The sequence below is a fragment of the Streptomyces sp. NPDC057271 genome (assembly GCF_042668715.1).
Lineage (GTDB): Bacteria > Actinomycetota > Actinomycetes > Streptomycetales > Streptomycetaceae > Streptomyces.
On record NZ_JBHUYJ010000017.1, the window covers coordinates 45,400 to 71,451 of the forward strand.

At 71.5% G+C, this 26,052-nt stretch carries 18 protein-coding genes, 1 tRNA gene and 3 pseudogenes; 6 read left to right on the forward strand and 16 right to left on the reverse strand.

Annotation, left to right across the window (positions count from 1 at the left end; genetic code table 11):
- Window positions 1-4: 4 nt before the first annotated feature.
- The 6 genes and pseudogenes from ACFUJR_RS11315 to ACFUJR_RS11340 form a co-directional block, all read right to left on the reverse strand.
- Window positions 5-310: pseudogene (locus tag ACFUJR_RS11315) on the reverse strand (homoserine kinase); the annotation flags it as partial.
- A 296-nt stretch (window positions 311-606) separates the two neighbouring features.
- Window positions 607-1,725 carry a threonine synthase gene (gene thrC / locus ACFUJR_RS11320; RefSeq protein ID WP_383165231.1) on the reverse strand — a complete coding sequence of 373 codons (1,119 nt, stop codon included), beginning with the start codon at window positions 1,723-1,725 and terminating at the stop codon, window positions 607-609.
- 6 nt (window positions 1,726-1,731) lie between these two features.
- Window positions 1,732-3,024, reverse strand: coding sequence for a homoserine dehydrogenase (locus ACFUJR_RS11325; RefSeq protein ID WP_383165229.1), 1,293 nt, complete (start codon window positions 3,022-3,024; stop codon window positions 1,732-1,734).
- Between the two features lie 116 nt (window positions 3,025-3,140).
- Window positions 3,141-4,532, reverse strand: a complete 1,392-nt coding sequence (lysA, locus tag ACFUJR_RS11330; protein WP_383165226.1) for a diaminopimelate decarboxylase — start codon at window positions 4,530-4,532, stop codon at window positions 3,141-3,143.
- An 11-nt stretch (window positions 4,533-4,543) separates the two neighbouring features.
- Window positions 4,544-5,587, reverse strand: a complete 1,044-nt coding sequence (gene nrtL / locus ACFUJR_RS11335) for an ArgS-related anticodon-binding protein NrtL (RefSeq protein WP_383165223.1) — start codon at window positions 5,585-5,587, stop codon at window positions 4,544-4,546.
- 259 nt (window positions 5,588-5,846) lie between these two features.
- Window positions 5,847-6,317, reverse strand: a complete 471-nt coding sequence (locus ACFUJR_RS11340) for a response regulator (protein WP_383165297.1) — start codon at window positions 6,315-6,317, stop codon at window positions 5,847-5,849.
- A 168-nt stretch (window positions 6,318-6,485) separates the two neighbouring features.
- Between ACFUJR_RS11340 and ACFUJR_RS11345 the strand changes: the two genes are divergently transcribed.
- Window positions 6,486-6,557: transfer RNA gene (locus ACFUJR_RS11345), tRNA-Arg, on the forward strand.
- Between the two features lie 206 nt (window positions 6,558-6,763).
- Here the strand turns inward: ACFUJR_RS11345 and ACFUJR_RS11350 are convergent.
- From ACFUJR_RS11350 to ACFUJR_RS11375, 6 genes and pseudogenes are all read right to left on the reverse strand, one after another.
- A pseudogene (locus tag ACFUJR_RS11350) lies at window positions 6,764-7,287 on the reverse strand (transposase family protein); the annotation flags it as partial.
- Between the two features lie 100 nt (window positions 7,288-7,387).
- Window positions 7,388-11,119, reverse strand: a complete 3,732-nt coding sequence (locus ACFUJR_RS11355; RefSeq protein WP_383165221.1) for a LamG-like jellyroll fold domain-containing protein — start codon at window positions 11,117-11,119, stop codon at window positions 7,388-7,390.
- A gap of 109 nt (window positions 11,120-11,228) precedes the next feature.
- Window positions 11,229-12,143: an FG-GAP repeat domain-containing protein gene (locus tag ACFUJR_RS11360; RefSeq protein WP_383165218.1), complete on the reverse strand. Its 915-nt coding sequence runs from the start codon at window positions 12,141-12,143 to the stop codon at window positions 11,229-11,231.
- A 155-nt stretch (window positions 12,144-12,298) separates the two neighbouring features.
- Complete coding sequence (locus tag ACFUJR_RS11365; RefSeq protein ID WP_383165215.1) at window positions 12,299-12,511, reverse strand: hypothetical protein; 213 nt, start codon at window positions 12,509-12,511, stop codon at window positions 12,299-12,301.
- A gap of 192 nt (window positions 12,512-12,703) precedes the next feature.
- On the reverse strand, window positions 12,704-12,877 hold the full coding sequence (locus ACFUJR_RS11370) for a hypothetical protein (RefSeq protein ID WP_383165212.1): 174 nt from the start codon (window positions 12,875-12,877) through the stop codon (window positions 12,704-12,706).
- 162 nt (window positions 12,878-13,039) lie between these two features.
- Window positions 13,040-13,294: a hypothetical protein gene (locus ACFUJR_RS11375; RefSeq protein ID WP_383165210.1), complete on the reverse strand. Its 255-nt coding sequence runs from the start codon at window positions 13,292-13,294 to the stop codon at window positions 13,040-13,042.
- A gap of 251 nt (window positions 13,295-13,545) precedes the next feature.
- On the opposite strand from ACFUJR_RS11375, the gene ACFUJR_RS11380 reads away from it, so the two are divergent.
- Window positions 13,546-14,541, forward strand: a complete 996-nt coding sequence (locus ACFUJR_RS11380) for a LuxR C-terminal-related transcriptional regulator (protein WP_383165294.1) — start codon at window positions 13,546-13,548, stop codon at window positions 14,539-14,541.
- Between the two features lie 117 nt (window positions 14,542-14,658).
- On the opposite strand, the pseudogene ACFUJR_RS11385 reads toward ACFUJR_RS11380, so the two are convergent.
- The 4 genes and pseudogenes from ACFUJR_RS11385 to ACFUJR_RS11400 form a co-directional block, all read right to left on the reverse strand.
- A pseudogene (locus ACFUJR_RS11385) lies at window positions 14,659-15,126 on the reverse strand (hypothetical protein); the annotation flags it as partial.
- Between the two features lie 325 nt (window positions 15,127-15,451).
- Window positions 15,452-16,069 carry a hypothetical protein gene (locus ACFUJR_RS11390; protein WP_383165207.1) on the reverse strand — a complete coding sequence of 206 codons (618 nt, stop codon included), beginning with the start codon at window positions 16,067-16,069 and terminating at the stop codon, window positions 15,452-15,454.
- Window positions 16,070-16,551: 482 nt separating this feature from the next.
- Window positions 16,552-17,637, reverse strand: a complete 1,086-nt coding sequence (locus ACFUJR_RS11395) for an NAD(P)H-dependent flavin oxidoreductase (protein WP_383165204.1) — start codon at window positions 17,635-17,637, stop codon at window positions 16,552-16,554.
- On the reverse strand, window positions 17,634-18,251 hold the full coding sequence (locus tag ACFUJR_RS11400; protein ID WP_383165201.1) for a flavodoxin family protein: 618 nt from the start codon (window positions 18,249-18,251) through the stop codon (window positions 17,634-17,636). Before ACFUJR_RS11400 ends, ACFUJR_RS11395 begins: the two co-directional genes overlap by 4 nt.
- Before the next feature lie 156 nt (window positions 18,252-18,407).
- Here ACFUJR_RS11400 and ACFUJR_RS11405 point away from each other — a divergent pair, with 156 nt between their 5' ends.
- The 4 genes from ACFUJR_RS11405 (at window position 18,408) to ACFUJR_RS11420 (ending at window position 25,840) form a co-directional block, all read left to right on the forward strand.
- The gene (locus ACFUJR_RS11405; protein ID WP_383165199.1) at window positions 18,408-19,010 is read left to right on the forward strand and encodes a TetR/AcrR family transcriptional regulator; all 603 of its coding nucleotides are present in this window, start codon (window positions 18,408-18,410) and stop codon (window positions 19,008-19,010) included.
- A 288-nt stretch (window positions 19,011-19,298) separates the two neighbouring features.
- A complete protein-coding gene (locus ACFUJR_RS11410; RefSeq protein ID WP_383165196.1) occupies window positions 19,299-22,463 on the forward strand; it encodes a type 2 lanthipeptide synthetase LanM family protein in 3,165 nt (1,054 codons plus the stop codon).
- Between the two features lie 23 nt (window positions 22,464-22,486).
- On the forward strand, window positions 22,487-22,687 hold the full coding sequence (locus ACFUJR_RS11415; protein ID WP_383165193.1) for a hypothetical protein: 201 nt from the start codon (window positions 22,487-22,489) through the stop codon (window positions 22,685-22,687).
- Between the two features lie 117 nt (window positions 22,688-22,804).
- Entirely contained in the window at window positions 22,805-25,840 is a 3,036-nt protein-coding gene (locus ACFUJR_RS11420; protein ID WP_383165190.1) for a helix-turn-helix transcriptional regulator, read from the forward strand.
- Window positions 25,841-26,052: the final 212 nt, after the last annotated feature.

Here is a 26,052-nt window from a genome sequence, read left to right on the forward strand (position 1 = left end):
GTTAGGAGCCGAGGCCGCGGCCGTGCGGGATGCGGTTGGCGCAGACGACCTCGAGGCCGCGCGGCTGGCCGCCCAGCAGGTCGAAGGCGGTACGCAGGGAGCGTACGAGCAGGTGGCTCTCGTCGCGCGGGAGCGTGTCGGCGCCCTCACCGGCGATGTCGATGTGCAGTCCGGAGTCGGCGACCCGGACGACGACGTCGTCGTAGAGACCCAGCGACAGGCCGAAGGCGTCGAAGCCCGGGCCGAGGTTGGCGCTGGTGGCGGGAACGCGCACCCGTACGGCGGCGGCGCGGAACGCGGGACCGGCCATCGCTCGATGACTCTCCTTGACTTGCGACTACGGGATTTCAAGAGAAGCACACGGAAACCCGGGGGCCGTCTCTGCCTCGGGGGCGACAACGGCAACGACACCGCGCATATGCAACGGGGCGGGTTCGGTACAGCCTATCGAAGGAAGGTTCTGTGGCGACATAGGGCGCACAGGAGGCGCACGATGCGTGTCGCAAGCCTTCCTGTGCGCCTATGTACGTTCCTGATCGGGTTTGCCTCTCCGGGGATTCCCGGAGAGGCGCCTTCCCGTCGGGGACTTGACCTGCTGTGGGCGGCTTACGCGAGGCCGAGGCGCTCGGCGGCGGCGGCCGCGTCGACCGGGACGGTGACCGGCTGCGGCGCGCCGGCGACGGCCCAGTCGGGGTCCTTCAGACCGTTGCCGGTGACCGTGCAGACGATCCGCTGGCCCGGGTCGACCTTGCCCTGCTCGAAGGCCTTCAGCAGACCGGCGACGGACGCGGCCGAGGCGGGCTCGACGAAGACACCCTCCTGGGAGGCCAACAGCCGGTAGGCGCGCAGGATCTCACGGTCCGTCACCTCGTCGATGAGGCCGCCGGACTCGTCGCGGGCGGCGATCGCGTAGTCCCACGAGGCCGGGTTGCCGATGCGGATCGCGGTGGCGATGGTCGACGGGTCCTTGACGACCTCACCGCGTACGAGCGGCGCGGAGCCGGAGGCCTGGAAGCCCCACATGCGCGGGGTGCGGGTGGCGAGGGCAGGGAGGGTGCGACCCGGAGCGTCCCCGACAGGGATGGCGGCGGGCGTCGGGCGGGCGTACTCCCGGTACCCCTTCCAGTAGGCCGTGATGTTGCCGGCGTTGCCGACGGGCAGGACGTGGATGTCGGGGGCGTCGCCCAGCATGTCCACGATCTCGAAGGCGGCGGTCTTCTGGCCCTCGATACGGACCGGGTTGACGGAATTGACCAGCGCGACCGGGTAGTTGTCCGAGAGCGCGCGGGCGAGGTCCAGGCAGTCGTCGAAGTTGCCGTCGACCTGGAGGATCTTCGCGCCGTGCACGAGGGCCTGGCCCATCTTGCCGAGCGCGATCTTGCCCTGCGGCACGAGGACGGCGGAGACCATCCCGGCGCGTACCGCGTAAGCCGCCGCGGACGCCGAGGTGTTGCCGGTGGAGGCGCAGATGACGGCCTGCGCGCCCTCCTCCTTGGCCTTGGAGATGGCCATGGTCATGCCGCGGTCCTTGAAGGACCCGGTGGGGTTGGCGCCCTCGACCTTGAGGTGCACCTCGCAGCCCGTGCGCTCGGAGAGGACCTGAGCGGGAACGAGCGGCGTACCGCCCTCACGGAGCGTGACGACCGGCGTCGTGTCCGTGACCGGAAGGCGGTCCCGGTACTCCTCGATGATGCCGCGCCACTGGTGGGTGCCCTTGCTGGTCATGGGTCCTTACTCCCCTTCAACACGCATGATGCTGGCGACACCGCGCACGGTGTCGAGCTTGCGCAGCGCCTCGACGGTCCCGGAGAGGGCGGCGTCGGGCGCGCGGTGGGTGACGACGACGAGGGAGGCCTCGCCGTCCTTGCCCTGCTGGCGGACCGTATCGATCGATACGCCGTGCTCGGCGAAGACCGTCGCGACCTGGGCGAGGACGCCCGGCTTGTCGGCCACGTCGAGGCTGATGTGGTACCGCGTCACCACGTCGCCCATGGGGCTCACGGGCAGCTGGGTGTACGCGGACTCGCCGGGGCCGGTGGCCCCGCCCCGCTTGTTGCGGCACACGGCGACCAGGTCGCCGAGGACGGCGGACGCGGTCGGGGCGCCGCCCGCGCCGGGGCCGTAGAACATGAGTTGCCCGGCGGCCTCGGCCTCGACGAAGACCGCGTTGTAGGCCTCGCGGACGGAGGCGAGCGGGTGGCTCAGCGGGATCATCGCGGGGTGCACGCGCGCGGTGACGGACTCGCCGTCGGCGGCCCGCTCGCAGATGGCGAGCAGCTTGATGGTGCAGCCCATCTGCTTGGCGGAGGCGAAGTCGGCGGCGGTGACCTCGGTCATGCCCTCGCGGTAGACGTCGTCGAGGCGTACGCGGGTGTGGAAGGCGATACCGGCGAGGATGGCGGCCTTGGCGGCGGCGTCGAAGCCCTCGACGTCGGCGGTCGGGTCGGCCTCGGCGTACCCGAGGGCGGTGGCCTCGTCGAGCGCCTCGGAGTAGCCGGCGCCGGACGTGTCCATCTTGTCGAGGATGAAGTTCGTCGTGCCGTTGACGATGCCCATCACACGGTTGATCTTGTCGCCGGCGAGGGACTCGCGCAGCGGCCGGATGAGCGGGATGGCGCCCGCGACGGCGGCCTCGTAGTACAGGTCCTGGCCGTGCTGGTCGGCGGCGGCGTAGAGGCTCGCGCCGTCCTGGGCGAGGAGCGCCTTGTTGGCCGAGACGACGGAGGCGCCGTGCTCGAAGGCGGTGGTGATGAGGGTGCGGGCGGGCTCGACACCGCCGATGACCTCGACGACGACGTCGATGTCGCCCCGTTTCACCAGGGCGGTGGCGTCGGTGGTGATCAGCTCGGCGGGGATGCCCTCACGGACCTTGTCCGGGCGGCGGACCGCGACGCCGGCGAGCTCGACCGGGGCGCCGATGCGCGCGGCGAGGTCGTCGGCGTGCGTCGTCATGATGCGCGCCACCTCTGAGCCGACCACACCACAGCCCAGCAGCGCCACCTTCAGCGGACGCGTACGCATCATCCGACCTCGTTTCTCGTACTGCTTCTCGTACTGCTTCGTATCTCTACGGTTGGACCAGTCTCACTCACCGGACGAGGGTTTCTGCCCCTCGTCCGGATCCTGAGACATCTATTTCATCACCCGACATCGAGACGCAGGAGATCTTCCTCCGTCTCACGCCGGACGATCACGCGCGCCTCGCCGTCGCGGACGGCGACGACGGGCGGGCGGAGTGCGTGGTTGTAGTTGCTGGCCATCGACCGGCAGTACGCGCCGGTGGCGGGCACGGCGACGAGATCGCCGGGCGCGATGTCGGCGGGCAGGAACGCGTCCCGTACGACGATGTCGCCGCTCTCGCAGTGCTTGCCGACGACACGGGTGAGCATGGGCTCGGCGTCGCTCGTCCGCGACACGAGGGCGACGCTGTACTCGGCGTCGTACAGCGCGGTGCGGATGTTGTCGGACATGCCGCCGTCCACGCTGACGTACGTCCGCAGTCCGTCGAGGGGCTTGACGGTGCCGACCTCGTACAGCGTGAAGGCCGTGGGTCCGACGATGGCGCGGCCCGGCTCCACGGAGATCCGGGGCGTGGCGAGCCCGGCGGCGGCGCACTCCCTGGTGACGATCTCGTGGAGGGCCTTGGCGATGTGGTGGGGTTCGCTCGGATCGTCGTCGGAGGTGTAGGCGATGCCGAGGCCGCCGCCGAGGTCGATCTCGGGGAGTTCGACGCCGTGTTCGTCGCGCACCTCGGCGAGGAGCTGGACGACGCGGCGGGCGGAGACCTCGAACCCGGCCATGTCGAAGATCTGCGACCCGATGTGCGAGTGGATGCCGATGAGCTCGAGACCGTCCAGCTTCAGCACGCGCCGGACGGCCTCGGCGGCCTGTCCCCCGGCGAGCGCGATGCCGAACTTCTGGTCCTCGTGGGCGGTGGCGATGAACTCGTGCGTGTGGGCCTCGACGCCGACGGTGACGCGGATCTGGACGCGCTGCCGCTTGCCGAGGGATTCGGCGATGTGGGCGACGCGGACGATCTCCTGGAAGGAGTCGAGGACGATACGCCCGACACCGACCTCGACGGCCCGCCGGATCTCCGCCTCGGACTTGTTGTTGCCGTGGTAGGCGATGCGCTCCGGCGGCATGCCGGCGGAGAGGGCGGTGCCGAGTTCACCGGCGGAGCAGACGTCGAGGTTGAGCCCCTCCTCCTTGAGCCAGCGCACGACGGCGCGGGAGAGGAAGGCCTTGCCGGCGTAGAAGACGTCGGCGTCGGCGCCGAAGGCGTCGGCCCAGGCACGGCAGCGAGTGCGGAAGTCGGCCTCGTCGAGGACGTAGGCGGGTGTGCCGAACTGCTCACGGAGCTCGTCGACGGTGAGCCCGCCGACGGTGACCTGCCCTTCGTCGTCACGACGGACGGTCCGGGCCCAGACCTTGGGGTCGAGCCGGTTGAGGTCGGCGGGCGGGGCGGTGTAGTGCCCCTCGGGGAGGACGTCGGCGTGGCGGGGCCCGGCGGGGTGGGCGGAACGGCTCATGTCTGCATCTTTCAGATCTGGTCGGGTGCGCTGATGCCGAGCAGGGAGAGGCCACCGGCGAGCACCACCCCGGCGGCTTCGGCGAGCGCGAGCCGGGAGCGGTGGGCGGCCGAGGGTTTCTCGTCACCGAGGGGCAGGACGGTGTGCTGGAGGTCGAGCAGCGCGTCGGCGACGACTTCGAGATGCCGGGCGACCCGATCGGGGGCGCGGTGGCGGGCGGCGGAGGCGAGAACGGCGGGGTGGTCGCCGAGGGCGCGGATGAGCGCGGGCGCGTCGACGTTCTCGCGGGCATCGCTACGGAACGCGAGCTGTTCGGCGTTCCGTACGAGGGCTCGGGCGCGTGAGTGGGCGTACCGGACCCGGAAGAAGGGGTTGTCCTCGTGCTGCCGCAGCAGAAGATCGTCGAGAGGAGCCCGATCATGGGCGGCGGCGGCCAGGAGCCCCCAGCGGGCGGCGTCGAGCCCGAAGCGGGCAAGGAGCTCGGAGGCGGTGTACGGGACGGGAAGCGGGGCGATGTCGGTGGCCAGGCGGCCCCGGGAGTGCTGGACCTCGATCCGTACGCCGAGGTCGGCCCAGGCGGGGTCGGCGGCGTCCTCGCAGGAGGTGCGCACGGCGTACCCCTGGGAGAGAAGGATGCGCCGCACGGCGTCGGCGGTGACGGCGGCCCGGACATCGGCGCGGTAGGCGGGCTGGGCGACCTGACCGGTGTGGCCGACCCGCCCGTACCGCTCACCGCGCCGGAGGATCTCCCGTATGAGCCCCTGCTGGGCTTCGCCGCGCAGGGTGAAGTTCAGGAACCCGGGCCCGGTGATGTCGACGGCGGCGATCCCGGGGCTCGGGTGGAGCCGCTCGCGGAGAATCGCGGCGACATCGAGGGGCGGGCGCCCGGCGGCGCGGGCGAGGGTGAGGGCGACGTTACTGGCGTAGTCGCCGAGGCCCCCGGGGCGGGGCCGCTCGACCTTGACGTTCTCGGGAACGTCGACCCGCAGCGCACCGTCATCGACCGCACGGCGCACGGCGTGCAGCACGGTGAGGGAGAGGTCCGCGGGGGTCACGGGACAAGCGTATGGGAGAAGGGGGGTGAGAACGCGAACCGGTTTCGCGATGCGGTCACTGAGGGGGAGGTCTGGGGGGGCGGGCGGTGGGCGTGGGGGCGGGGCGCAGGGCGAACGCGGGCGGGGGCGCGGGGCTGACGCAGGTGTATGCGGGCGCGGGTGCGGGACGGACGCGGTGAGGGCGCATTCGGGCGCGGGTGGGGCCTCACGGTCACTGCGCTTGTGAAGACCGTCGCTGAGCTTCGAGGAGGAGAAGACCCTAGGGGCGGATGCGGGCGTGCCCGACGCCGTGCCGCCCGTCAGGTCTGCCGTCGACCCCCGACGGCCCCTCCTGTCCGCCACGCCGCTGGCCTGGCTCACGCCCGTCGCGGTGCATGAGCTTGCGCACGACGCGTACGAGCTCAGCGGGTTCGAAGGGCTTGGCGAGGAACGCATCGACACCGACGGCGACACCGCTGTCCATCTCGTACTGGGTGCAGCCGCTGACGATGGCGACGGGCAGATGACTGGTCCGCGGATCGGCCCGAAGTCTCTCGGCGGTGCGCAACCCGTCCAGCCGGGGCATGACGACATCGAGGGTGACGACATCAGGCCGAACCTGATGCACGACATCCAGACACTCGGCACCATCGGCCGCGGTCACGACCTCGAAGCCCTCGAGCTCGAGATTGACCCTGATCAGCTGCCGGATCACCCGGTTGTCATCGACAACGAGCACCCGACCGGACATGCCTGACACACGACGAGAGTAGGTCGCCGGAAGTGGCTGCGTCCGGGTTTTGCCCACTTCCGACCCGTGAGGGGGAACGAGGGGTCGGTGACTCGACGGAAATACCTGTTCACAGGCACGGCTCGGATGCTGGTAGGGTTCTACCCGTCGCCGCCGAACGCGGCGGACGCCCCCGTAGCTCAGGGGATAGAGCAACGGCCTCCGGAGCCGTGTGCGCAGGTTCGAATCCTGCCGGGGGCACAGAAGCCGGACCAGCGTGATCAATCCGCTGACCTGCGGAAGTGCCAGACATCGAGAGCCGGACCCAGTCCCACTGGGTCCGGCTCTTTGTCGTTGTCCATCACTGGTCCCGTGCGAGTGGCGAGTGACATCGCCTGTCACTCGCCCACCCGGTCGTCGGCGGCCGGCTCGACGCCAGGCAGCGTGAATCGATGCACTCTTCTCGGTCACGTCTCATGACGTTTTGTGATCTTCGCTCTGGTGGTGCGACCGTGTCCGAACTGGAGCAGGACGAGGGCGGCCCGGCGATGGCCGCAGGGTCGAGGCTGACCCTCCGCAGAGCTTTGAAGGTAGCCGTCAGCCGGGTGTTGGCACGTTCGGCGACAGCGTGGACGCCTCGGATCACGGCGTTGAACGCCTGGTCGGGCTCAGCGGGTTCACGGTCGCTGGGCTTCTTGACCGGGTGACGGAAGCCGGGCCCGGCGTTCTCGTGGCCGAGGTCGGTCAGGGTAGGGACGCCGAGGGCCGGTTCAGCTCGTCGACCAGTCCATGGGCCCCTGCGAAGGTGGTGTCGTGCGCACGGATCGGGGGGAACCAGATGGCCAGCCGTCCGGGGCAGCGCCGACCTGCACGTTTCCTCCGTGGTGCTTGCACCTGCCCCACCACCATCCGCACCGTTGAGACCGGCGGCGGCCACGCGGTCGGTGCGGACGGCCGTGCCGTCCAGGCTGAGGTGGGTGTACCCGGCCGCCGCCACCCATGGATATCTCAGGGATGCAGCACTGCGGCCGTATACGGCCGCAGTGCGGGCAGCAGCGGTACCTCCGCTGCTGCCCGCACGCTCACACCGTTCAGTCCCCCACGGTGGTACTGATCTGGTCAGAGCCGGCCATCGCCCCTGCCCACACCCGTACTTCCGCGATCCTGGCGGGCAGGTAGTGGTTCCAGGCGCCCGAGGTGAAGCCCTTGCCGAGGGCGAAGTCGCCCGAACCGAGCATGGCCGTGAACGCCTTGGCGTCGCCGTTCTGGTTGTGGCCCAGGTAGAGGCTGATCGTGCCCGACTGCGCGTCGTAGATACCGGTCAGACGGACCGCGCCGTCCAGATCGGCCACTTCGTCGGAGACGACCGAGGAGAACGTGCCGTCGGCGTTCAGCCGTCCGAAGTGCCACTTGCCGACCGACACGGTGCGCTCCTCGAAGGTCTCCTCGTCGAGGATCGTGTCCTTGCCGGTGACCTCGTGCCAGAAGCCCCACGCCGAACCGTCCGCCGTGCGCTGGCCCAGGACCTGGCCCGTGTAGCCCACCGGCTTGGCGGCGAGCTTGTCGCCGTCCAGGGCCGCCAGCGTGGTGACGGTGAAGGAACCCGTGTCGTCCACGAGAGGCCCGGTGGCCGTGGCGGCGTCGTCCACACCGTCGAGGACGATCTCGTCGTTCACCACCGCCGCACCGCCGGACAGGGTCAGCGGCTTGCCGTAGCCCGAGGTGGCGTCGGCGATCGTGGTTCCGGAAGCGCCCTCGGCGGACCAGTGCGCCACCAGCTCGGCGCCCGCGTATCCCTGCGAGATCAGGGCTCGTGCCTCGTCCGCGGTCTCGCCGTCGGTCAGCTTCCGCTGCCAGACGGACACCTCGTCGATCGAGCCCTTGAACGGTGCGGTACGGGTGCCCGCCCAGAGGTTGCGTCCGATGTTGAAGGGGCCCGTGGCGGACCAGGAGCCGGCCACCGCCTTCGTGCCCTGCAGCTTTCCGTTGACGTAGAAGCGGACTTCCTTCGTGTCGGGGTCGTAGCTGCCCGCGAGGTGCGTCCACACCCCCACGGTGGCCGGGTCCTGGCTGGTCACACGGGCGGGCGCGATGCTGTCCGTGTCCTTCTCCTTGACGCCGAACGCCCAGCGGTCCCAGGCGTCCTCGTACCAGAGCAGGAAGGGGCTGTACTTCGTGCCGTCCTGCGCGAGGACGGCACCGTCCTGGGCCTTGCTGTCGAGGCGCACCCAAGCCGAGACCGTGTACGCCAGCCCCGTGTTCAGGACGGGCGTGCTGGTCGCCGCGTAGGCTCCCGTGCCGTTCAGCGACAGACCCCGGTCGTTCACCGACTGCGCCAGCAGCGCTCCCTGGGCGTCGTGGGTGACCAACCCGAGACGTCCGCGGTCGTCGCGCACCGCGCCGCCGCCCAGGGCCGCGTCCTGGCGCACACCGCCGCCGCCGAGCGCCGTGTCGACCGCCACGCCACTGGCCTCGTCGAAGCGCCAGCGGCCCACCGGGGCCTCGCCCCGGTCCACCTTGAAGTCGAGCGTGTTCTGCGCACCCCAACGGCCGAGGCTGTCCTTGGCACGGGCGTAGATCCGGTAGGTACCCGACTTCGTGGGCGCGTAGCTGCCCGAGAACAGGCAGGCGGTACCCGGCGTGCAGGTCGAGACCCAGGCGCTCGACTGGCTGAGCCGGTACTGGAACTCCGTGACGTTCTCGTCACCGGCGGCGGGCGAGAAGAGGAAGTGGGCCTTGACCCCCGGTCCGCCGGCCGCCTTGCAGTCGTTGGTCAGGCACTCGGAGTACGGGCCGCGGATCAGGATCTGCGGCGCCTTGGGAGCGGAGGAGTCGACCTTGAAGTAGCAGAGGACCGACGCGCCGCTGCTCAGGTGGCTCGCCCCGCCGTTGTAGTACGAGTGCGTCCACGACTGGTACCGGTACAGCTTCCCGTCGGTGAGCGTGGACCAGTCGAGCGTGACGGCCTGCCCGTCCCCGATGTAGCCGGTCGAAGGCCGCGAGGATCCGTTTCCGGCAGAGGTGTCGGTCCACGTTCCGTCGGCGTTCTTGTGGTCCAGGTCGAAGTAGATCCGCAGCTGGGCGCCCTGCTCACCGCCGGCCTTCGTCTGCGCGAACGCCTTCAGCGTCGGAGTCGGGTCGGAGACCACCGCCGGGTCGGCCTCCGAGGTGTTGCAGACCGTGCCCGAACCCGTCACCAGTCCCGTACCGGTGGGCTTGTCGGGGAGCCCGACGAAGTCCACCGCGAGGACGGCGTCGTTGCGGAACCGCTTCCAGGCCGAGGTGTCCGTCTCGTCCTGCGCCCTCAGCTGGAGGGTGAGCCGGGAGATGTTGCCCGCCGCGAAGCTCCTGACGGTCGGGGTGAGGTTCTCGTTGGACTCGGCGGGGTTGTCGTGGAACTCGATCGGTGCGGTAGGAGAGTCGGGGTCGCAGAGGGAGCCCCGGCCGGCCGAGACGTGCCGGTCGACCATCCAGTCGAGCTGATTGGGCCGCGAGGCCCACGTGGTGGAGGAGGAGATGTTGTCCGTCCGGACCAGATCCACCCAGCGGGGGTCGCACTGGAAGGCCCAGGGCTCCGTCACCCGGAACGTCGCGTCCAGGACCTGCTTGCCCTTGAGGGCGGCCGGCGAGAACTCGAAGTACAGCCGCTGCACGTAGCCGGGACCGCAGTAGTAGCCGTTCCACGTGCCGCACTTGCCGACGCCCTTGCCCAGGTTGTCGTCGCCGTTGCCCCAGGCGTAGGACTCGTAGCCGTCCGAACGCAGCAGCGTCCGCTCCGACTCGTCCCACGTCACCGTGGGGTCGATGTACAGGGGGAAGTCCTTCGCCTCCGTGCCGCGGAGCATGCCCGCGTCCGGTACGACGGACAGCGAGTCGGAGCCGACCTTCACGTCCATCGTCGCCACCGTGTCGCCGCTCGACGGCTCCCCGCTCGACGGCTCCTCGGCGGCGACGGTGGGGGCGGGCTCCGACGACGCCGGCGCCGATCCGGATCCGGAGAGGGCCGCGGCACGGCTCGCCGGGGCCTTCGTGGCCTTCGGGACCTCCGCGGTGTCGAGGGCACCCGCCGAGTCCCACATCTGGGCCCGGGGCGCACGGAAGACACGGTTGCCGTCCGCGTCCACGGCGGTGAGGTTGCCGGCCTTCCCCTTGCGGATCTTCAGGCCCTCGGCCTTCAGCGCGTAGTCGATCTTCTGGAGCTTCGGGTTGGCCGCGGCCTCGGGGGTCTTCACGACGAGGAGGTGGCGGAAGCCCTCGGTCGAGGCGATCACCCGGAGGTCGACGCCCTTCATGACCTCCTTGTAGACCGCGTTCGTGCCGTCCAGCTCCGGCTCCGGAAGCTTCCCGGGCCATCCGAGAGCGAGGGAACGGCCGCGCTCCTCGATCCTCACCAGCGGCTCGTTCGCCCCTCCGCCGGAGAACTCCATCTCCACAGCCGAAGCCTTGGGCGCGATCGTTCCGTCGGCCCTCCGCTCCAAGGTCGCGTCGGGAGCCTGCCATCCGCCGTCAGGCGTGGCGACGCGGACGGGTACCGCGGACTCCTCCAGCGTGAAGCTGTAGCCGTCGGGGTTCGCGTAGACCGTCGAACGCTCGGTCCGCTCGCCGGTCACCTCGACCCGGGTGCCCGTCTCCTTGGCGTCCGCCAGCGCTTGCTGCGCCTCCGTCAGCTTCGACTTGTCCGTCGTGGCCGCCGCTGGTGCGACCGAGGCCGCAGTCGCGCTGGTTCCCAGTGCCGGCAGAGCCGACAGGACCATGGCGGCGGCCATACCCGCGAGCAGCCAGGGTCTACCCGTGCTGCCGGCCGGCAGTCTCCACTTGCTCATTCCCACCCCAAAACAATTTCGATCACGTCATGACACCTGCGTGAAGGGCGTACCGTCCGTCCGCGCCCCACGGGGAAGACCCACGCGCGGAGCGGCATCGCCCCGGCGGTCACCAGTCGGCGGTGCCGATCTGCTTGCGCCCGTCCAGCCCCGCCGCCTTGCCGGGGTAGAGGAACAACTTGCCCGTGGCCGCCTCGACGGCCACCAGGTCGTCGTCCGCGCTTCCGGCGAAGTCACCGCCAGCCAGGTCGCGCATGCCGTTCCAGCCCCCGCCGCCGATCTCGGCCCGGACGCCGAGACCGGTGCCTGTGCCCTTGTACAGCCAGAGCTTTCCGGTCGAGGTCTCCGCCGCGACGATGTCGCTCTTGCCGTCGTCACCGAGGTCCATGGCGACCAGGTCGTGCATGCCGTTCCAGCCATTGGTACCGATCTCCACGCGCGTGCTCGCACCGCCGATCGATCCGGCGCCGTTACCCGGGTAGAGCCAGAGCTTCCCGGTGGAGGTCTCCACGGTGACCAGGTCCGCCTTGCCGTCCCCGGTGAACTCGCCGCCCACCAGGTCGTGCATGCCGTTCCAGCCACCGGTGCCGACCTCAACCCGGGCACCCAGGCCCGTGCCCACACTCGGGTACAGCCAGAGCTTCCCGGTGGACTGTTCCACGGCGACGAGGTCCGCCTTGGTGTCGCCGTCGAGGTCGCCGCCCACCAGGTCGTGCATGGCGTTCCAGCCGCCGGTGCCGATCTCGACCCGCCCGGCGGCCACGTACATCCACAGCTTGCCGGTGGACCGCTCGACGGCTACCACGTCGTCGATCCTGTCGCCGTCGACATCGGCGACCACGATCTCGCCCATGCCCGTGGTCGCCGCACTCGCCGCCACCGCCACGGCGTCAAAACGTCCGACGCCGGACACCGGCACTGCCCCGGAGGAGACTCCGGACGCCACGGTGGCAGGCGCCGCCGCGTACAAGGCCACCGCCGCACCACCGGCGAAGAGGGTCGCCAGCAGGACCCTCAGACCCATGCGGCCATATCTGTGTCTTCGGGATGACGCACTCCGTGTGGGGCGAAAAGCAGTCCTGGACATTCGGTACCTCCTGTATGGCATGGCGCAGTTCATGGCGATCCATGTGGCGCCTGGGCAGTGCGAAGCGAGGGGGGTGAGGCAAGGAGGAGCCCTCAGGACGCGATCGCCGCCTTGGCCGTGGTCATTCCGGCCTGCTGCTCGGTCGGCTGGGAGACGGCGTACTCCTGAAGCTCCGTGACACCGACGCGGAGACCGTCGTCAAGCGCGACCCGACAGCGGGGTGTCATGACCGCGTTCTCGGGCAGGGGCGCACCGCCCGGGGGCAGGAAGGAGCGCACCGCCGGGGGGGCAGGAAGGAAGTCCATGCCTGCCGCCTGCGTCAGCGGTGCGGTCCGGCCGGGTGGGGTACCGGACCGGATCGAGGCGCTCCAGGCGGTGAGGTCGGCAGGCCGTCGATCTCAGACGATCAACGAGATGCGGATCTCCGGCGGTGGTCGTGGCAGGCCGTCTGACGCGTCCTGCGGGAGCGGGATGCCGCCGCGTGGGAGCAAGTGTCGCTACTGCCAGGTCATGTTGTCGGTGCCCACGGTCGGGGTGGTGTCCGCGACCGGTGCCACGGCTGCGACCAGGCCGATCTCGGCCGGAGCAACGGTGACGGTGGCGGCGACGAAGACGGCGCCGAGGGCGACGACGGCGACCGCGACGGTCTCGACGATACGGGTGCGCAGCATGACGGGGTCCCTATCCCTGAGTGAGCGGTACGTCTCCGGAGCGCATCCGCGGTGATGCCACATCCGGTGTGGCGGCCGGGCTCCCGGCAACGGGTTCCAGCTTTCCCCCAGCCCAGGCCCAGGAGAAGCGCATACCCGTGGACGGAATCGGTCATGGACGGATCAGGCCACGTCGGCCGGATCACCATCGTTGAGGGCGTCGTAGACCGGAGCCAGGAGCGGCACGTGCCCCTCGACGACCGTCCACCCCGCAAGCTCGGGCCGGCGGTCCAGCATGCGCCGACAGGCGGTCAACGCCACTTCCTCGGCTTCTTCCAGGCGACCGGCCAGCAGAAAGACGCCCAGAACGAGGTGGACGTGTGCGGCAGCGTGGACGGCGACGTGCTCGACATCGCCGGGCACGGCCACATCGGCCACCCAGGCTCCGATCTCCTCGGGAACCGAAGCGTCCGCAGGTCGCCGCATGTGGACGTGAACCAGATACATGCTCCCCAGGCTTCCAGGGCCGGAACACGGTATGTGCGCTGTGCTCAGGACGGTTCGGGACAAGGACGGAACCGGCCAGAGCCGCGCGCCCTCCCCGCACCTGGTCGCCCGACACATGCACCTGACATGATCAGTCGACCATAGATTCCCTTGTCAAAAACATTCCGGGGGGGATGTCAGAGATGCTCGTCGAGCTGGGCCTGAACGGCACCGCGGAGGCCGTCTACCGAATCATGCTGGCCCACCCTCAGCACGGTGTACACGCCATCGCGCAGAGCCTGAGCCTGACAGAGGAGCAGGTCCGCCACGCCTTGGACACGCTCAGCGAGCTGACGCTCGTCCGGCCGTCGTACGAATCCCGGGACCAGCTACGGGCCGTGCCGCCGGCCCTGGGCATGGAAGTCCTGATGGCACGCCAGCAAGCCGAGTTCGCGGCACACCAGCAGCGCCTTGAAGCCTCGCGCGAGGCGGCGGCCCGGCTCATCGCCGACTACGCGACCCTCACCCCTGTGGTCAGTGGACCCGGCGTCGAACAGCTCATCGGCCTCGACCGGATCCGCGACCGTCTCGCCGCCCTGACCCGGGAAGTACGGGAGGAAGTGCTGGGCCTGAACACAGACGGCGCCCAGACCGTCGACGCCATGGAAGCGTCCCGCCCCCTGGACCAGGAACTCCTTGATCGCGGCGTCCGCATGCGTACCGTCTACCTCGACAGCGTGCGCAACGACGAACCGACGCTCGCCTACGCGGACTGGCTGACCACGCGCGGCGCCCAGGTGCGCACGGCGCCGATGCTGCCGACCCGGATGATCGTGGTCGACCGCAGGACCGCGGTCATCCCGCTCACCAGCCAGGACACGACGGCCGGCGCCTTGTTCCTGACGAGCGACGGCCTCGTCACCGCGCTCTGCGCGCTCTTCGAGACCATCTGGGCCACGGCCCAGGCACTCGGCAGCGGAACCGCATCCGACGCGCACGGGCTCACCCCCCAACAGAACGCGACGCTCCAGCTCCTCGCCGCAGGCCACACGGACGACGCCATAGCCAAACGCCTGGGAGTCTCGTCCCGCACGGCCCGACGCATCGCCACCGACCTCATGGACCGGCTCGGCGCCCGCAGCCGCTTCGAGGCGGGCGCCCGCGCCGCCCAGCGGGGCTGGCTTGCGCGTACGACCTGATGCCGTCCTTCCGAACCCGCCATCCGTCGAGTGAGCCTGCTCCGCTTTGACGGACATTTTGGTGTGGTGGTCGGAGTACAGGGTCCCCGGAGGCGCCCACCGGCGTGACTGTCGTCGTCACGAGCCGAACAGGCCGTGGCCGTCCATCAGTCGCTTCAGGTTCCGCTTGCGCTTCTGGGGGGTGCGCAAGTCGGTGACGTACGCGGTGTAGTCGTCGGGTGTACCCAGGTGGCGGTGGCAGTCGCGGATGCTCAGGAGCAGGCTGACGAGCTGTTCGTAGGCATGGTTTCCGGTCTCGCGGGTGAGACGGGCGGCGAGTCGGAGGTAGACGGCCGGCGCGTCCGCGGGGCGGGTCGGGCGGGACCGGTCGGCGAGGGTGAGCCACTGGCCGTCGTGGACGCCGTACTCCGTGGCCGCTTGCCAGGCGGCATCCGTGTCCCTGTCGTCCAGGAGGACGTCGACGAGGACACGGGCACCGCAGTCTTTCGCCCGTTCCGCGTCGGTGCGCAGCAAGACCAGGGCCTTCTCGGGCTCGGTCCGCCAGCTTGCCGCCGCCTTGGCGGCGGCGCGAAGCTGCTGGTACGAGAAGGGGCGGTCCTGGACCTTCATCTCTCGGGTGCCGACAGAGCGTCGTACGGGCCGCGCGGCAACCCGGGATCGACGGTTTCGGCATGGTCCCGCGCGTCCGGGAGACCGGAAGCGGGCTGCTGACCCGGCCGTTGCTGGTGGGCCGGGACCGGGCCGACCGCTGCACCGACGACCGGGAGGGCCGCATCCCGGAGTGCGCGTGGCTGGGCCGTCAGTGGCACGCCAACCAGGGCTCGGTCCATTGGCCGCCGCCCGGATACGCGCCGAACCGGCTGCCGGGGTGGAGTCCCCCGTTCCAGGCATCGTGTGGCGGCTCGGCAGACTACTGCTGCGGGGGTCCTATGACCTTCTGGCCGATCTGCTCGGCAAGCCACTGCGCGAAGCGGTCCTCGTAACCGTTACCGTTGCGCCGCTGCACGTGGACAAGGACCGTGTGTGTGTCGGCCTGGATATCGAGTCCGCGATCGGCGCAGTGGAGCAGGAGCGTGACCTTGGCGTTGTTCGCCTCACCGCGCAGGCCGCGCTCCGGCGCGTCCGGCCAGTACATCGAATCCCAGTGGATCTCGGCCGGGTAGGGGCCCACCACGGTGGTGAAGTGATCCTCGATGCTTCCCACAGGTTGGTCCAGCATCGAGACGGAAAGCGGCAGGTACGCACCCAGGCCGGGACTGTCGACGGGAAGTTCTCTTGCGGGAACCGAACGGAACAGGTCGGGTATATCGGCAGGTGGGACCGCGTCCATGCCTCCCTGCGAGCAGGTGAACCAGGAATCCGGCAAAGCCTCTCTCAGCCGCTTCACCTCGGCCAGGGTAGGCACCGTGGCGTCCACGGACACGTCGGAACAGGACTGCCTGCCGAACGCCACCATCTGCCAGGCCACACGCAGGGCGTGGTCACGGTCGGGCGAGCGGAAGATGGGGTAAGCAACATCGGTCGACATGAGGCGACTCTGGCACGACCCTCATCAGGCCGTCCTCCTGTTTACGCTGCCGGACCAGCGGGTTCCGCAGGAAGCCGGCACTCGTCCAGGCCTCGTTCTCGAATCATCTCCCGGACCAGATGAAGATGCCGCGGTGTGAAGATCGGCGGGTCCTGGGGCCGCGGTTGCAGCATCCGGCTGTCCTGCCCGGCTCAGATCCGCAAGGACGACAGGCGACGTAGGTCACGGCCCGCCCCGTACAGTCACCTCCGTACAGGCGAGGCCGAGCTCCTGCGGCTTGTGCGACTGAGCAAGGAGAGCACGCGCCATCGCGTGTGCCCCTGCCGCGGAACGAACGGCACACAGCGCGACGAAGCAGGTCACCACACTCCTGGAGGTGGAGTCCCCCGGGAGGCCGCGGTGACCTGTCCTCGGTTCGCGGCTCAGCTGTTGCGTGCGGTGGGCGTCCCCGCCAACACCGTCGTCGGCGGCGATCCGACCTGTCAGGCTTCCTGACCTCCCCGTGCCCGGAAGTCGTCCATGAGCTGGCTGAGGTAGTCCCGCGCGTCGCGGGAGCCGTCGGCGAGTGCCGCGGCCTGGCCGGCCCACAGGCTGCTGAGATCCTCACGCCCCTGGACACCGGCTTCGCGGCGTATGGACTGCATCAGTGCGCTCTGCACGGGGTACCCGGGCACTGTCTCCTCGTACGGGGCCATGTCCCGGACGAACCGGTTCACGATTCCGCGGGCGGTCCGGCCCGTGAAGAGACGCGTGAGAACGGTGGTGCGGGCCTCGGGGGAGCCGAGTGCCCTCCTGTGGGCTTCGCTCGCCCCCGATTCGCGGGTGGCGAGGAAGGCGGTGCCGATCTGGACGGCGTCGGCGCCCAGGGCGAGGGCCGCGGCCATCCCCCGGCCGTCGGCGATCCCGCCGGCTGCGATGACAGGGACGCTCACGGCGTCGGCGACCTGCGGTACGAGCGAGAACGTGCCCACGAGCGACTCCCGTACCGGCCGCAGGAAGGCACCCCGGTGGCCGCCGGCATCGGCGCCGGAGGCCACGACGGCGTCGACTCCGGCGCGCTCCAGTGCGACGGCCTCGTCCACGGTGGTGGCCGTGCCGATCACGGCGATGCCTCGGCGGCGGGCCTCGTCCATCACCCTTCGGGGCGGGAGGCCCATCACGAAGCTGATGACCGGGGGCGCGGCCGCGAGCAGTGCGTCCACCTGGGCGTCGAAGTCCGGCCCCCGCGAGACGTCCTCGGCCTTCACCGCGGGCAGCCCGAGTTCGTCGTAGCAGGGGTGCAGCCGCCGGATGTGCGGGGTCAGTTCGGCGGGGTCCGGCCACGGTCCGGCCTCGTCCGGGTGGGGGACCCAGAGGTTGACGGCGAACGGGTGGCTGGTCCGGGCCTTCAGCTCTCCGACGAGGTCCGTGATCTCTCGCGGCTCCAGGAGGTGCGCCCCGTAGGAGCCCAGCCCTCCCCCTTCGGACACGGCCGCGGCCAGTGCGACCGTGGACAGGCCCCCGCCGAACGGGCCCTGCACGACGGGGAGGGGGATGCCCAGCAGATCACCGAGGCGTCCGGCGTTCATGCCGTCACCACCAGGGCTTCGACGGCCTTGCGGCCGTGTGCGAACTGCAGCGCGGTCCGGGCGACATGCCTGCCAAGGTGCCGCGCGGTCCGCAGATCGGCCTCTGCAGGGGACTCCTCCGGGCCGAGGTCGGAGGGCGACTGCGCCATGGCTCCCACGAACGAGCCCAGCCGGTTCAGGTCCTCGGGGCTGCCGCCGGAGCTGTAGATCCAGCCGGGCATCAGGCCAAGAGGAACCCAGTTCATACCGTGCTGGGCCGCGAGGACCGTCATGGACAGCAGCGCGTTGTCCTTGTTGCCGTTCAGCCCCGCCGAGTTGGTGAACCCGGCCGCGAGCTTGCCCTGCCACCCGCGCGCCGCCCAGACGGGGGCACTGGCCTCCACGAAGCGCTGGAACACGGCTGAGGTGGCGCCCATGTACGTGGGAGAGCCGAAGACGATCGCCTCCGCCTCCGCCAGGGCCGCCCACAGGCCCTCGTCGAGCGTGGAGACGTCCCGCAGATCGGCCAGGACGCCGGGCACCGCCGCGGCGCCCTCCGCCACGGCTGCCGCTTGCCGGGCCGTATGCCCGTAACCGCTGTGGTAGGCGATGACGACAGAGATGGGTACGGACATGTGGCCCTCCATGAAATGGCGTATGCCCCGGAATCGGGGTGAACGGTCAACCGGACGCGGAGTCGGAGCCGCCTCCGGGAAGCACAGTAGACGACCGGTCAACTATTACGCCACCCGCGCAGCCTCGAAATAGTTGACCGACCGTATACTTGCCCCATGGGACGCACCAGCACCGCACGCGAACGGCTCCTCGATGCCACCGGCGAACTCATGCAGCACCGGGGGTACAGCAGCCTGGGAGTGGCGGAGATCTGCGCCGCGGCAGAGGTCAAGAAGGGCAGCTTCTACCACTTCTTCACCTCGAAACAGGACCTCACCCTCCAGGCGGTCAACGCCTACTGGGAAGGCCAGCGCGGCGCCTGGACCGCCGTGCTGGACGGCCCGGACCCCGCCCTGATCCGGCTCCGCCGGCTACTGGAGGGCATGGCACAGGTCCAGCGGAACAGAAAGGAGGCCTGCGGCACGGTCGACGGCTGCCTGCTCGGGAACCTCACCCTGGAACTCAGCACCCAGGAACCTGACGTTCGCGCCGGACTGGAAGAGATCTTCGACGAGCAGACCGTGCTGATCGGCGCGGTGCTCGGCCAGGCCGCGGACGAAGGCACCATCCCTCGTGCGCACGCCGAACCGTCGGTCGCGCGCGCGGTGATCGCCCATCTGGAGGGGCTGGTGCTGTTCGCCAAACTGAAGAACGATCCCGCGGTCCTCGACACCCTCTGGCCCCACACGCTGTTCCTCGTCGGCGCCGCGGGGCGGTAGACCGCCCAGGCAGGGATTCTTCCACGCACCCGTCCACGCGGGCCGGGCCCCGCGGTCCGGGCCCGCGGGGCATCGCGGCCGAGTGGGACGAGGGGCCGGTGCTGTCCGGCGATCGACCGCCGTTCCACGGGCCGTGCCACGAAGGGGTCCTGACCTCCCGGCCGGGCGGGCCCCACGGGGCGGGGGCGGAAAGATGGGGGGTGCACCCCCATGTCCCGGGGTCGCCACCCGCACCAGGATGGGGGTGCGACGAGAACCGGCCGGGCCGAGGACAGCGGAGGAGGGGCGATGGCAGCCGAGGACACCCGAACGGGGGCGGGAGCGGCCCCGGGTCCTCCGCGGTCGTGGTTCTCCGAGCGCTGGTGGGAGCCGGGCCTCCTCAGCGGTACGGACATGGGGGAGCACGCCGGGCGGGAGGGCGAACCGTGCCCGGACTGGGCGGAGTTCGCCCATCGGGTCCTGCTCGCCACTCCGGAGGAGGCGGCCGTCCCCGATGTGGACCACCCGGGGCTGACCGGCTTCGAGCGGGTGCTGGCGCCGTACGCCGCCTGCGCGGGGGACCACCTGGAGCGAGCCGTTCCGAAGCGCGTGCTCCCGTTCGTCGACCTGCCCGCCGTACGTGACGGCCTGGAGCGCCACCTGAGCCGCCGACTCGCCCGGGCCGCGGCCCGCACCCTGGTCCTCGAACTGCACGAGGCGCGGAGCGCCGGGCTGCTCGCCGGGACCGACTCGCGGGCTCGTTTCCGCGACTTCCTTCGGCGCACCGCCTCCCGGACCGGTCTGACCGCCCTGCTGACCGAACGACCCGTGCTGGCACGGATTCTGGGACGGGCGGCCGTCGACGCGGCGGACGCCGTCGCGGAGATGCTGGAGCGGCTGGCGGACGACCGCGGCGGACTTCTGACGAACGGTCTCCTGAGGGAGCCCGGCGGGGATCCGGGGCCGCTGATGGGTGTCGATCCGGGCGCCGGGGACGGGCACGCGGGTGGCCGGAGCGTGATGTTGCTGCGCTTCGCGAACGGGGCCCGGCTGGTGTACAAGCCCCGCCCCCAGGCCGTGCACCGTCACTTCAACGACCTCGTCACCTGGTTCAACGGGCTGCCGGGTGCCGTCGGCCTCCGTACGCTCCGGCTGCTCGACCGGGGCACGTACGGATGGGTGGAGTACGTGACGGCACGGCCCTGCGCCTCGACCGCGGAGGTCGAGGCGTTCTACCGGCGCCAGGGCGCGCTGCTGGCCGTGCTGCACCTGCTGGACGGGACGGACCTGCACCACGAGAACCTGATCGCGGTCGGCGGTCACCCGGTGCTGGTCGACGTGGAGGCGCTGTTCCATCCGCCGCTGCCGAGCGTCGCGACCGACGACGACCCGGCGGCCCGTGCCCTGCACGACTCGGTGTACCGCGTCGGACTGCTCCCCCAACTCCTCGTGGGCGACGAGAGCGCGCTGGACGTGTCGGCGGTCGGCGGGGGCCACGAGGCGGTGTCCCCCCTGGTCCGGGCGGACTGGGCCGACGCGGGCACGGACAGGATGCGCCTGGTGCGTAAGGCCGGGAGGCTCGGCGGGTCGAGCAACCGGCCGTACCTGGAGGGCTCCGAGCCCGTCGAGCCGGGAGTCCACGTCGAGGCACTGTGCGCCGGGTTCCGCGCCGGATACACGGCCGTCAGCGCGGCACGTGAGGAACTGCTGCGGCCCCGAGGCCCCTTGAGGGCGTTCGCGGACGACGAGGTGCGTGTGGTGGTGCGGCCCACCTGGGTCTACAGCACGCTGCTCGACGAGTCGACGCATCCCGATCTGCTGAAGGACGCGGCCGAGCGGCAGCGCGTCCTGGAGTCCCTGCGGAACGGCCTGTTCGGTCCGGCCGGCTTCCCCGGGGTCGAGGACGAGGAGCTCGTCCAGCTGTGGGCGGGTGACGTGCCGTTGTTCACCGCTCGGCCGGGTCACCGTCGGCTGTGGGGGACAGCGGGGCGGCAGACGGCGGCGCGCACGGAGCGGACCGGGCTCGCCCGGGTCGCCGGAAAGCTCGCCGCACTGGACACGGTCGACCGGCAGGACCAGGAACGGATCGTCCGGACGGCCCTGGCGACGACGTCACGCGCGCCCGCGCACCGGCCCGCCGGGCGGCGGCGTACGCGTACGGCGGACCGCGCTCCGGAGCCGGAGCGGCTGCTCTCGGCGGCCCGGTCCATCGGGGACCAGCTGGTGTCCCTGGCGTACCGCGGCGGCCCGCGCACCAACTGGATCGGCCTGGAACTCCTGGACGACCGCTACTGGCGGATCGGCCCCATGGCCGCCGACCTGGCCGGTGGGTACACCGGACCGGCGCTGTTCCTGGCCCAGTTGGCGGCGCTCACGGGGGCCGGACACTACGCGGAGGCCGCCCGTACGGCGCTGGTGCCGGTACCCGCGCTGCTGGACGCGCTGCGCGAGCGCCCGGACGACCTGGGGGCGGTGGGCTCCGGGGCGTTCTCCGGACTCGGGGGCATCGCGTACGCGCTGGCCGAGGTGTCCCGGCTCCTCGACGATCCGACGATCGGCACCTGGGTGTCCCCCGCGCTGAGGCTGGCGGGCACCGCGGCCCTGTCCGAGAGCGAGTTCGGGGTCTGCTCGGGCACCGCGGGAGGACTGGTCGCCCTGCTGGCGGCCGCCCGCCGCGGTGGTGACATGGACCCGGAGTCATGGAACGCGGCACGCGCCTGCGCCGACCGCCTGCTGTCGGCGGACCTCAGGGGCTGCGGGCCTGGCTTCGCCACGGGGCTCGCCGGTGTGGGGTGGGCGCTCCTTCGGTTCGCCGCCGCCGAGGGTGGCGAGCGGTACCGGGCCGCGGGCCTGGCCGCGCTGCGGGTGGCCGTGGGCGGGGAACCCGGCGGGGGCCACAGGGGTGCCTCCGCCGGCTCCCCGCCGGGGGGCGGCACGCCCGCCATCGCCTGGGAGGAAGGGGCCGACGGGGGCGCGGCGTCCCCGGACGGGACGGCCCGGTCCGGGGGGCCGGTCCGAGACGCCCACCCGCCGGACGCCCGGCCCTCGGCTTGGTGCCGGGGGCACGCGGGGATCGCGCTCGCCGTGCTGGACGGTCCCGGCGCCCTGGACGACCCGTTCCTCGCGGCCTGGGCCCGAAGGGCCGTCGACCGCGTGTGCCGGCACGGGCCGTCCCCCGACGACAGCCTCTGTCACGGGGAGGCGGGGCTGCTGGAGCTGCTGGGCCACGGTGAGGTCACGGAGGCGCGCCCGCACTGGATGCGGCGGGCCGGTGCGCTCCTCGCTGCCGTGGAGGAGACGGATCCACGGTGCGGCACCCCGGACGGGGTCCCGCACCCCGGCCTGCTGACCGGCCTCGCGGGGGTCGGCCACGGATTACTCAGGGCCGGATTCCGCGACCGTGTTCCTCCGTCGCTCCTTCTGGGGACACCCGCACCACACAGCATCACCCCGCGCGAAATTCTGTCCAGTTGAACGCTATCGGCAAGGTGGAGATCATGCAGATCAGTGACACGGTGACGTACGTCGACGGCGGCTCCCGGACCGAGGTGGCCGCCCAGGACCACCCGTTGGGCGAGGTGACGCTCGGGCTGAGCGGCGTGCTCGGCCTGCGGAGCCGACTGCTCAGAACCCCGGACCGCAGCACCGACGGAGCCGTGGACGTGGCGTTCACGACCGGCACCTTCACTCTGTCGTAGGAGACCCGTTCCTCGGCCGACGGCACTACGGGAAACCGTTTCTGACGAGCTGTCCGGAGGGCCCGGGAGGATTCCGGGCCTCTGCCGCAGTCGAAACGGTTCACGTACCATGCGCCCATGCGAGTGACGTCGTCGGTCATCGTCGGGCGAGACGCCGAGATCGGGCTGCTGAGGGACGCCCTGGACGGCGTCGGGAAGGGCGCGGGGCGGGCCGTGTTCCTCGTCGGTGAGGCGGGGATCGGCAAGTCCCGGCTGGTCGGCGAGTGCGCTTTGGGTGCCTACACCCGCGACATGCCCGTGCTGCGCGGCCGCGGCACCTCGACCGGGCTCGTCGTCCCCTTCCGACCGCTGGTCGAAGCGCTGTCCTCACGGTTCCGGGCGGCAGGCACGCCGGACGACCCGGAACTCGCGCCCTATCGGCCCGCGCTCGCCGCTCTCGTACCGGAGTGGCGGGGCGGGGCGTCGACGCCCGGCTATCCCAACTCGCTGGTCGAGCTGGCCGAGGCCCTGCTCAGGCTGCTCGCGGTGCTCGGCAGGGAGCGGGGCTGCGTGATCCTGCTGGAGGATCTGCACGACTCCGACACCGAGACGATCGCGGTCGTGGAGTACCTGGTCGACAACCTGGCGGACCTGCCGGTCCTGCTGGTCGGCACGCTCCGCCCGGACCCCGGCCCGGCGCTGGACCTGGTGCTCGCCGCCGAACTCCGTAACACCGCCTCGGTGCGGGAGCTGGGCCCGCTCGACGACGCGGCCGTACGGGACATGGTCGACGCGTGTCTGGACGCCGCGCCGGATGAGGTGCCCCCGGCCGCCCACCAGCGGCTCTCTCGGCGGGCGGGCGGGAACCCGTATCTGGTGGAGGTGCTCCTGGCCGACCTCGTGGACACGGGCCGGCTGGGCAGGACCGACGAGGGGTGGCGGCTCGCGGAGCACGGCGAGGCGACCGTACCGACGGTGATCGTCCGCAGCTGGGCCCGGCGGCTCGACCGGTTCGACGAGCCCGTGCGGGAACTGCTGCTCACGGCGGCGACGCTCGGCGGACAGTTCTCCGTCAGCGTGCTGAAGGCGGTGACCGGGTTCGACGACCGGGCGCTGTTCGCCCATCTCCGGTCCGCGTCGGAGGCGGGGATCATCGCCCCGGACGGGGCCGCTCACGACCACTACACGTTCCGTCACGTCCTGACCGCGGACGCCCTCCGCGCTTCACTGCCGCCGGCCGAGCAGGGCGCGCTGGCCCGGCGTGCCGCCCTGACCATCGAGGAGGGCGGGGGCGAACTGTCCAGCGAGGAACGCCAGTTGGTGGCGACCTTGCGGCTGGCGGCCGGTGACGGGACGGCGGCCTCGCGACAGTTCGCGCTCGTCGGACGGCAGATGCTGGCAGCCGGGGCCTCCGGCTCGGCGGCGGTTTTGCTGGAGCGCGCCCGGGGACTGGCGGCCGACGGGGAGCGGGACACGGTCACCGTGGAACTGGCGGTCGCCCAGGCCCAGTCCGGGCGGCTCGACGCGGCGGCGGCTCTGCTCGACGATCTGCCTCCGGTGCCCACGGGGTCTCACGCGGCGCGGGAACGGGCTCAGGCGCACATACGGGTCGCCTGGGTGGCGACCATGGCGGAGCAGCAGGACGAGGCCTACCGCCGGATCCGGGCGGCCCGCGCCCTGCTGGGGTCCGGGGCGGGGCCGGAGCAGGAGGCGGCGCTCGCCGTGGTGGAGGGCCATCTGGCCCTGCTCCCGGGCGGGGAGGGCGGGCACGACCGGGACGACAGGGACGGTGGCCACGGCCACGGCCGCCCGGACGGCCGGGACGACCAGGACGGCCGGGACGACCAAGGCGACCGGGGCGATCGCGGTTACCGGGACGGCCGCGCGCGGCTGAGGGTGGCGGAACGTTCCGCCGAGCGTGCCGCGCTGACCGCCGAGGAACGCGGCCTGCCGGTGGTGGCCTGCCAGGCGTGGCAGCTGCTGGCCCTGCTGTCCCGGGAACGCGGTTTCGACGAGGCCGACATGTGCCTGGAGCGGATGCTGGCCGTCGCGGAGGAACACCGACTCCCCGTGTGGCGGGCCGAGGCCCTGGTCCGTCTCGGCACCAACGCGTTCATGCGGACCGGGGAGGCGACCCGGCTGGAATCGGCCCGTACGGCCGCCCACGAGCTGGGATCGTTGGCCCTGCAGCAGACCGTGGACGGTCTCCTTGCCATGCAGGCCGTGCTGGGAGGTCGGTGGGACCGGGCCCGGGAGATCGTCGACAGGTCCCTGGAGGCCAGTGCCCGGCTGCAGAACCTGTCGGCCCACCGCTATCTGCTGCTGGTCGACGCCACGCTCGCGGCGCACCAGGGGCGGGGCCGCGACCGGGACCGGGCACTGGTCCGGTTCCGCCGGGCGGGCGGTGAGGAGTCGATGCTCGTACCCCTGCAACGGGGACTGTGCCAGGGCTTCGGCGCACTGATGGAGGAGGACCGGGAGCGGGCGCTGGCCGAGCTGGACGCGGCGCTGGTGTGGGAGCGGGAACACCCCAGCTTCTTCTATCTGAGCGGCCGGTACGGGCTACGCCCCCTGCTGCGCGTCCTGGACGACGCGCCCGACGGCCAGGAGGCGTACCAGGAGGCGATGGCCTCGCCGGGCGCGCAACTGGCCTGGAACAGAATGTTCCTGGGTATGGCGGACGCGGTGCTGCGGGGCAGGGCCGGCGACCCGGAAGGCGCACTGCGCGCCGTGGAGACGGCCGGGCGCGCGGCGGGGGTGTTCGCACAGGCGTGGCACCTGGCGCTGCGGCTCACCGCGGAGGCGGCGCTGGCCGACGGCTGGGGGGAGCCGGTGACCTGGCTGCGGACCGCCGAGGAGTACTTCCACGGGGCGGGGGTCCAGCCCATGGCCGGGGCCTGCCGAGCGGTGCTCCGGCAGGCGGGGGTGAGCGTCCAGCAGCGCCGCGGCGGGCGGGAGCTGATCCCCGCGAGGCTGCGAAGGGCTGGGGTGACGCCGCGCGAGTACGAGGTGTTCGCGCTGCTGACGGACCGGCCGGGCAACCAGCTCATCGCCCAGCGCCTGTGCATCTCACCCCGGACCGTGGAGAAGCACATGGCGAGCCTGCTGGCCAAGACGGGCTGCGCGGACCGTTCGGCACTGTGCGCGTTCTCGGCGGAACAGGCGCAGGACTGAGCGACTGCTCCACACGTCGGCCCTCCACATCGACGGCGCTCGTCGACTCGGCACGACGAATCGGCGGCGCGACGCGGCGGCACGACGGATCGGCGGCGCGACGCGGCGGCACGACGGATCGGCGGCACGACGAAGCGGCACCACGACCGCACACGTGGGCCCCGGCCCGGCGGCGCTCCCCCGGCGGTCTCCCGCCGCCCCGCCCCGGGCTC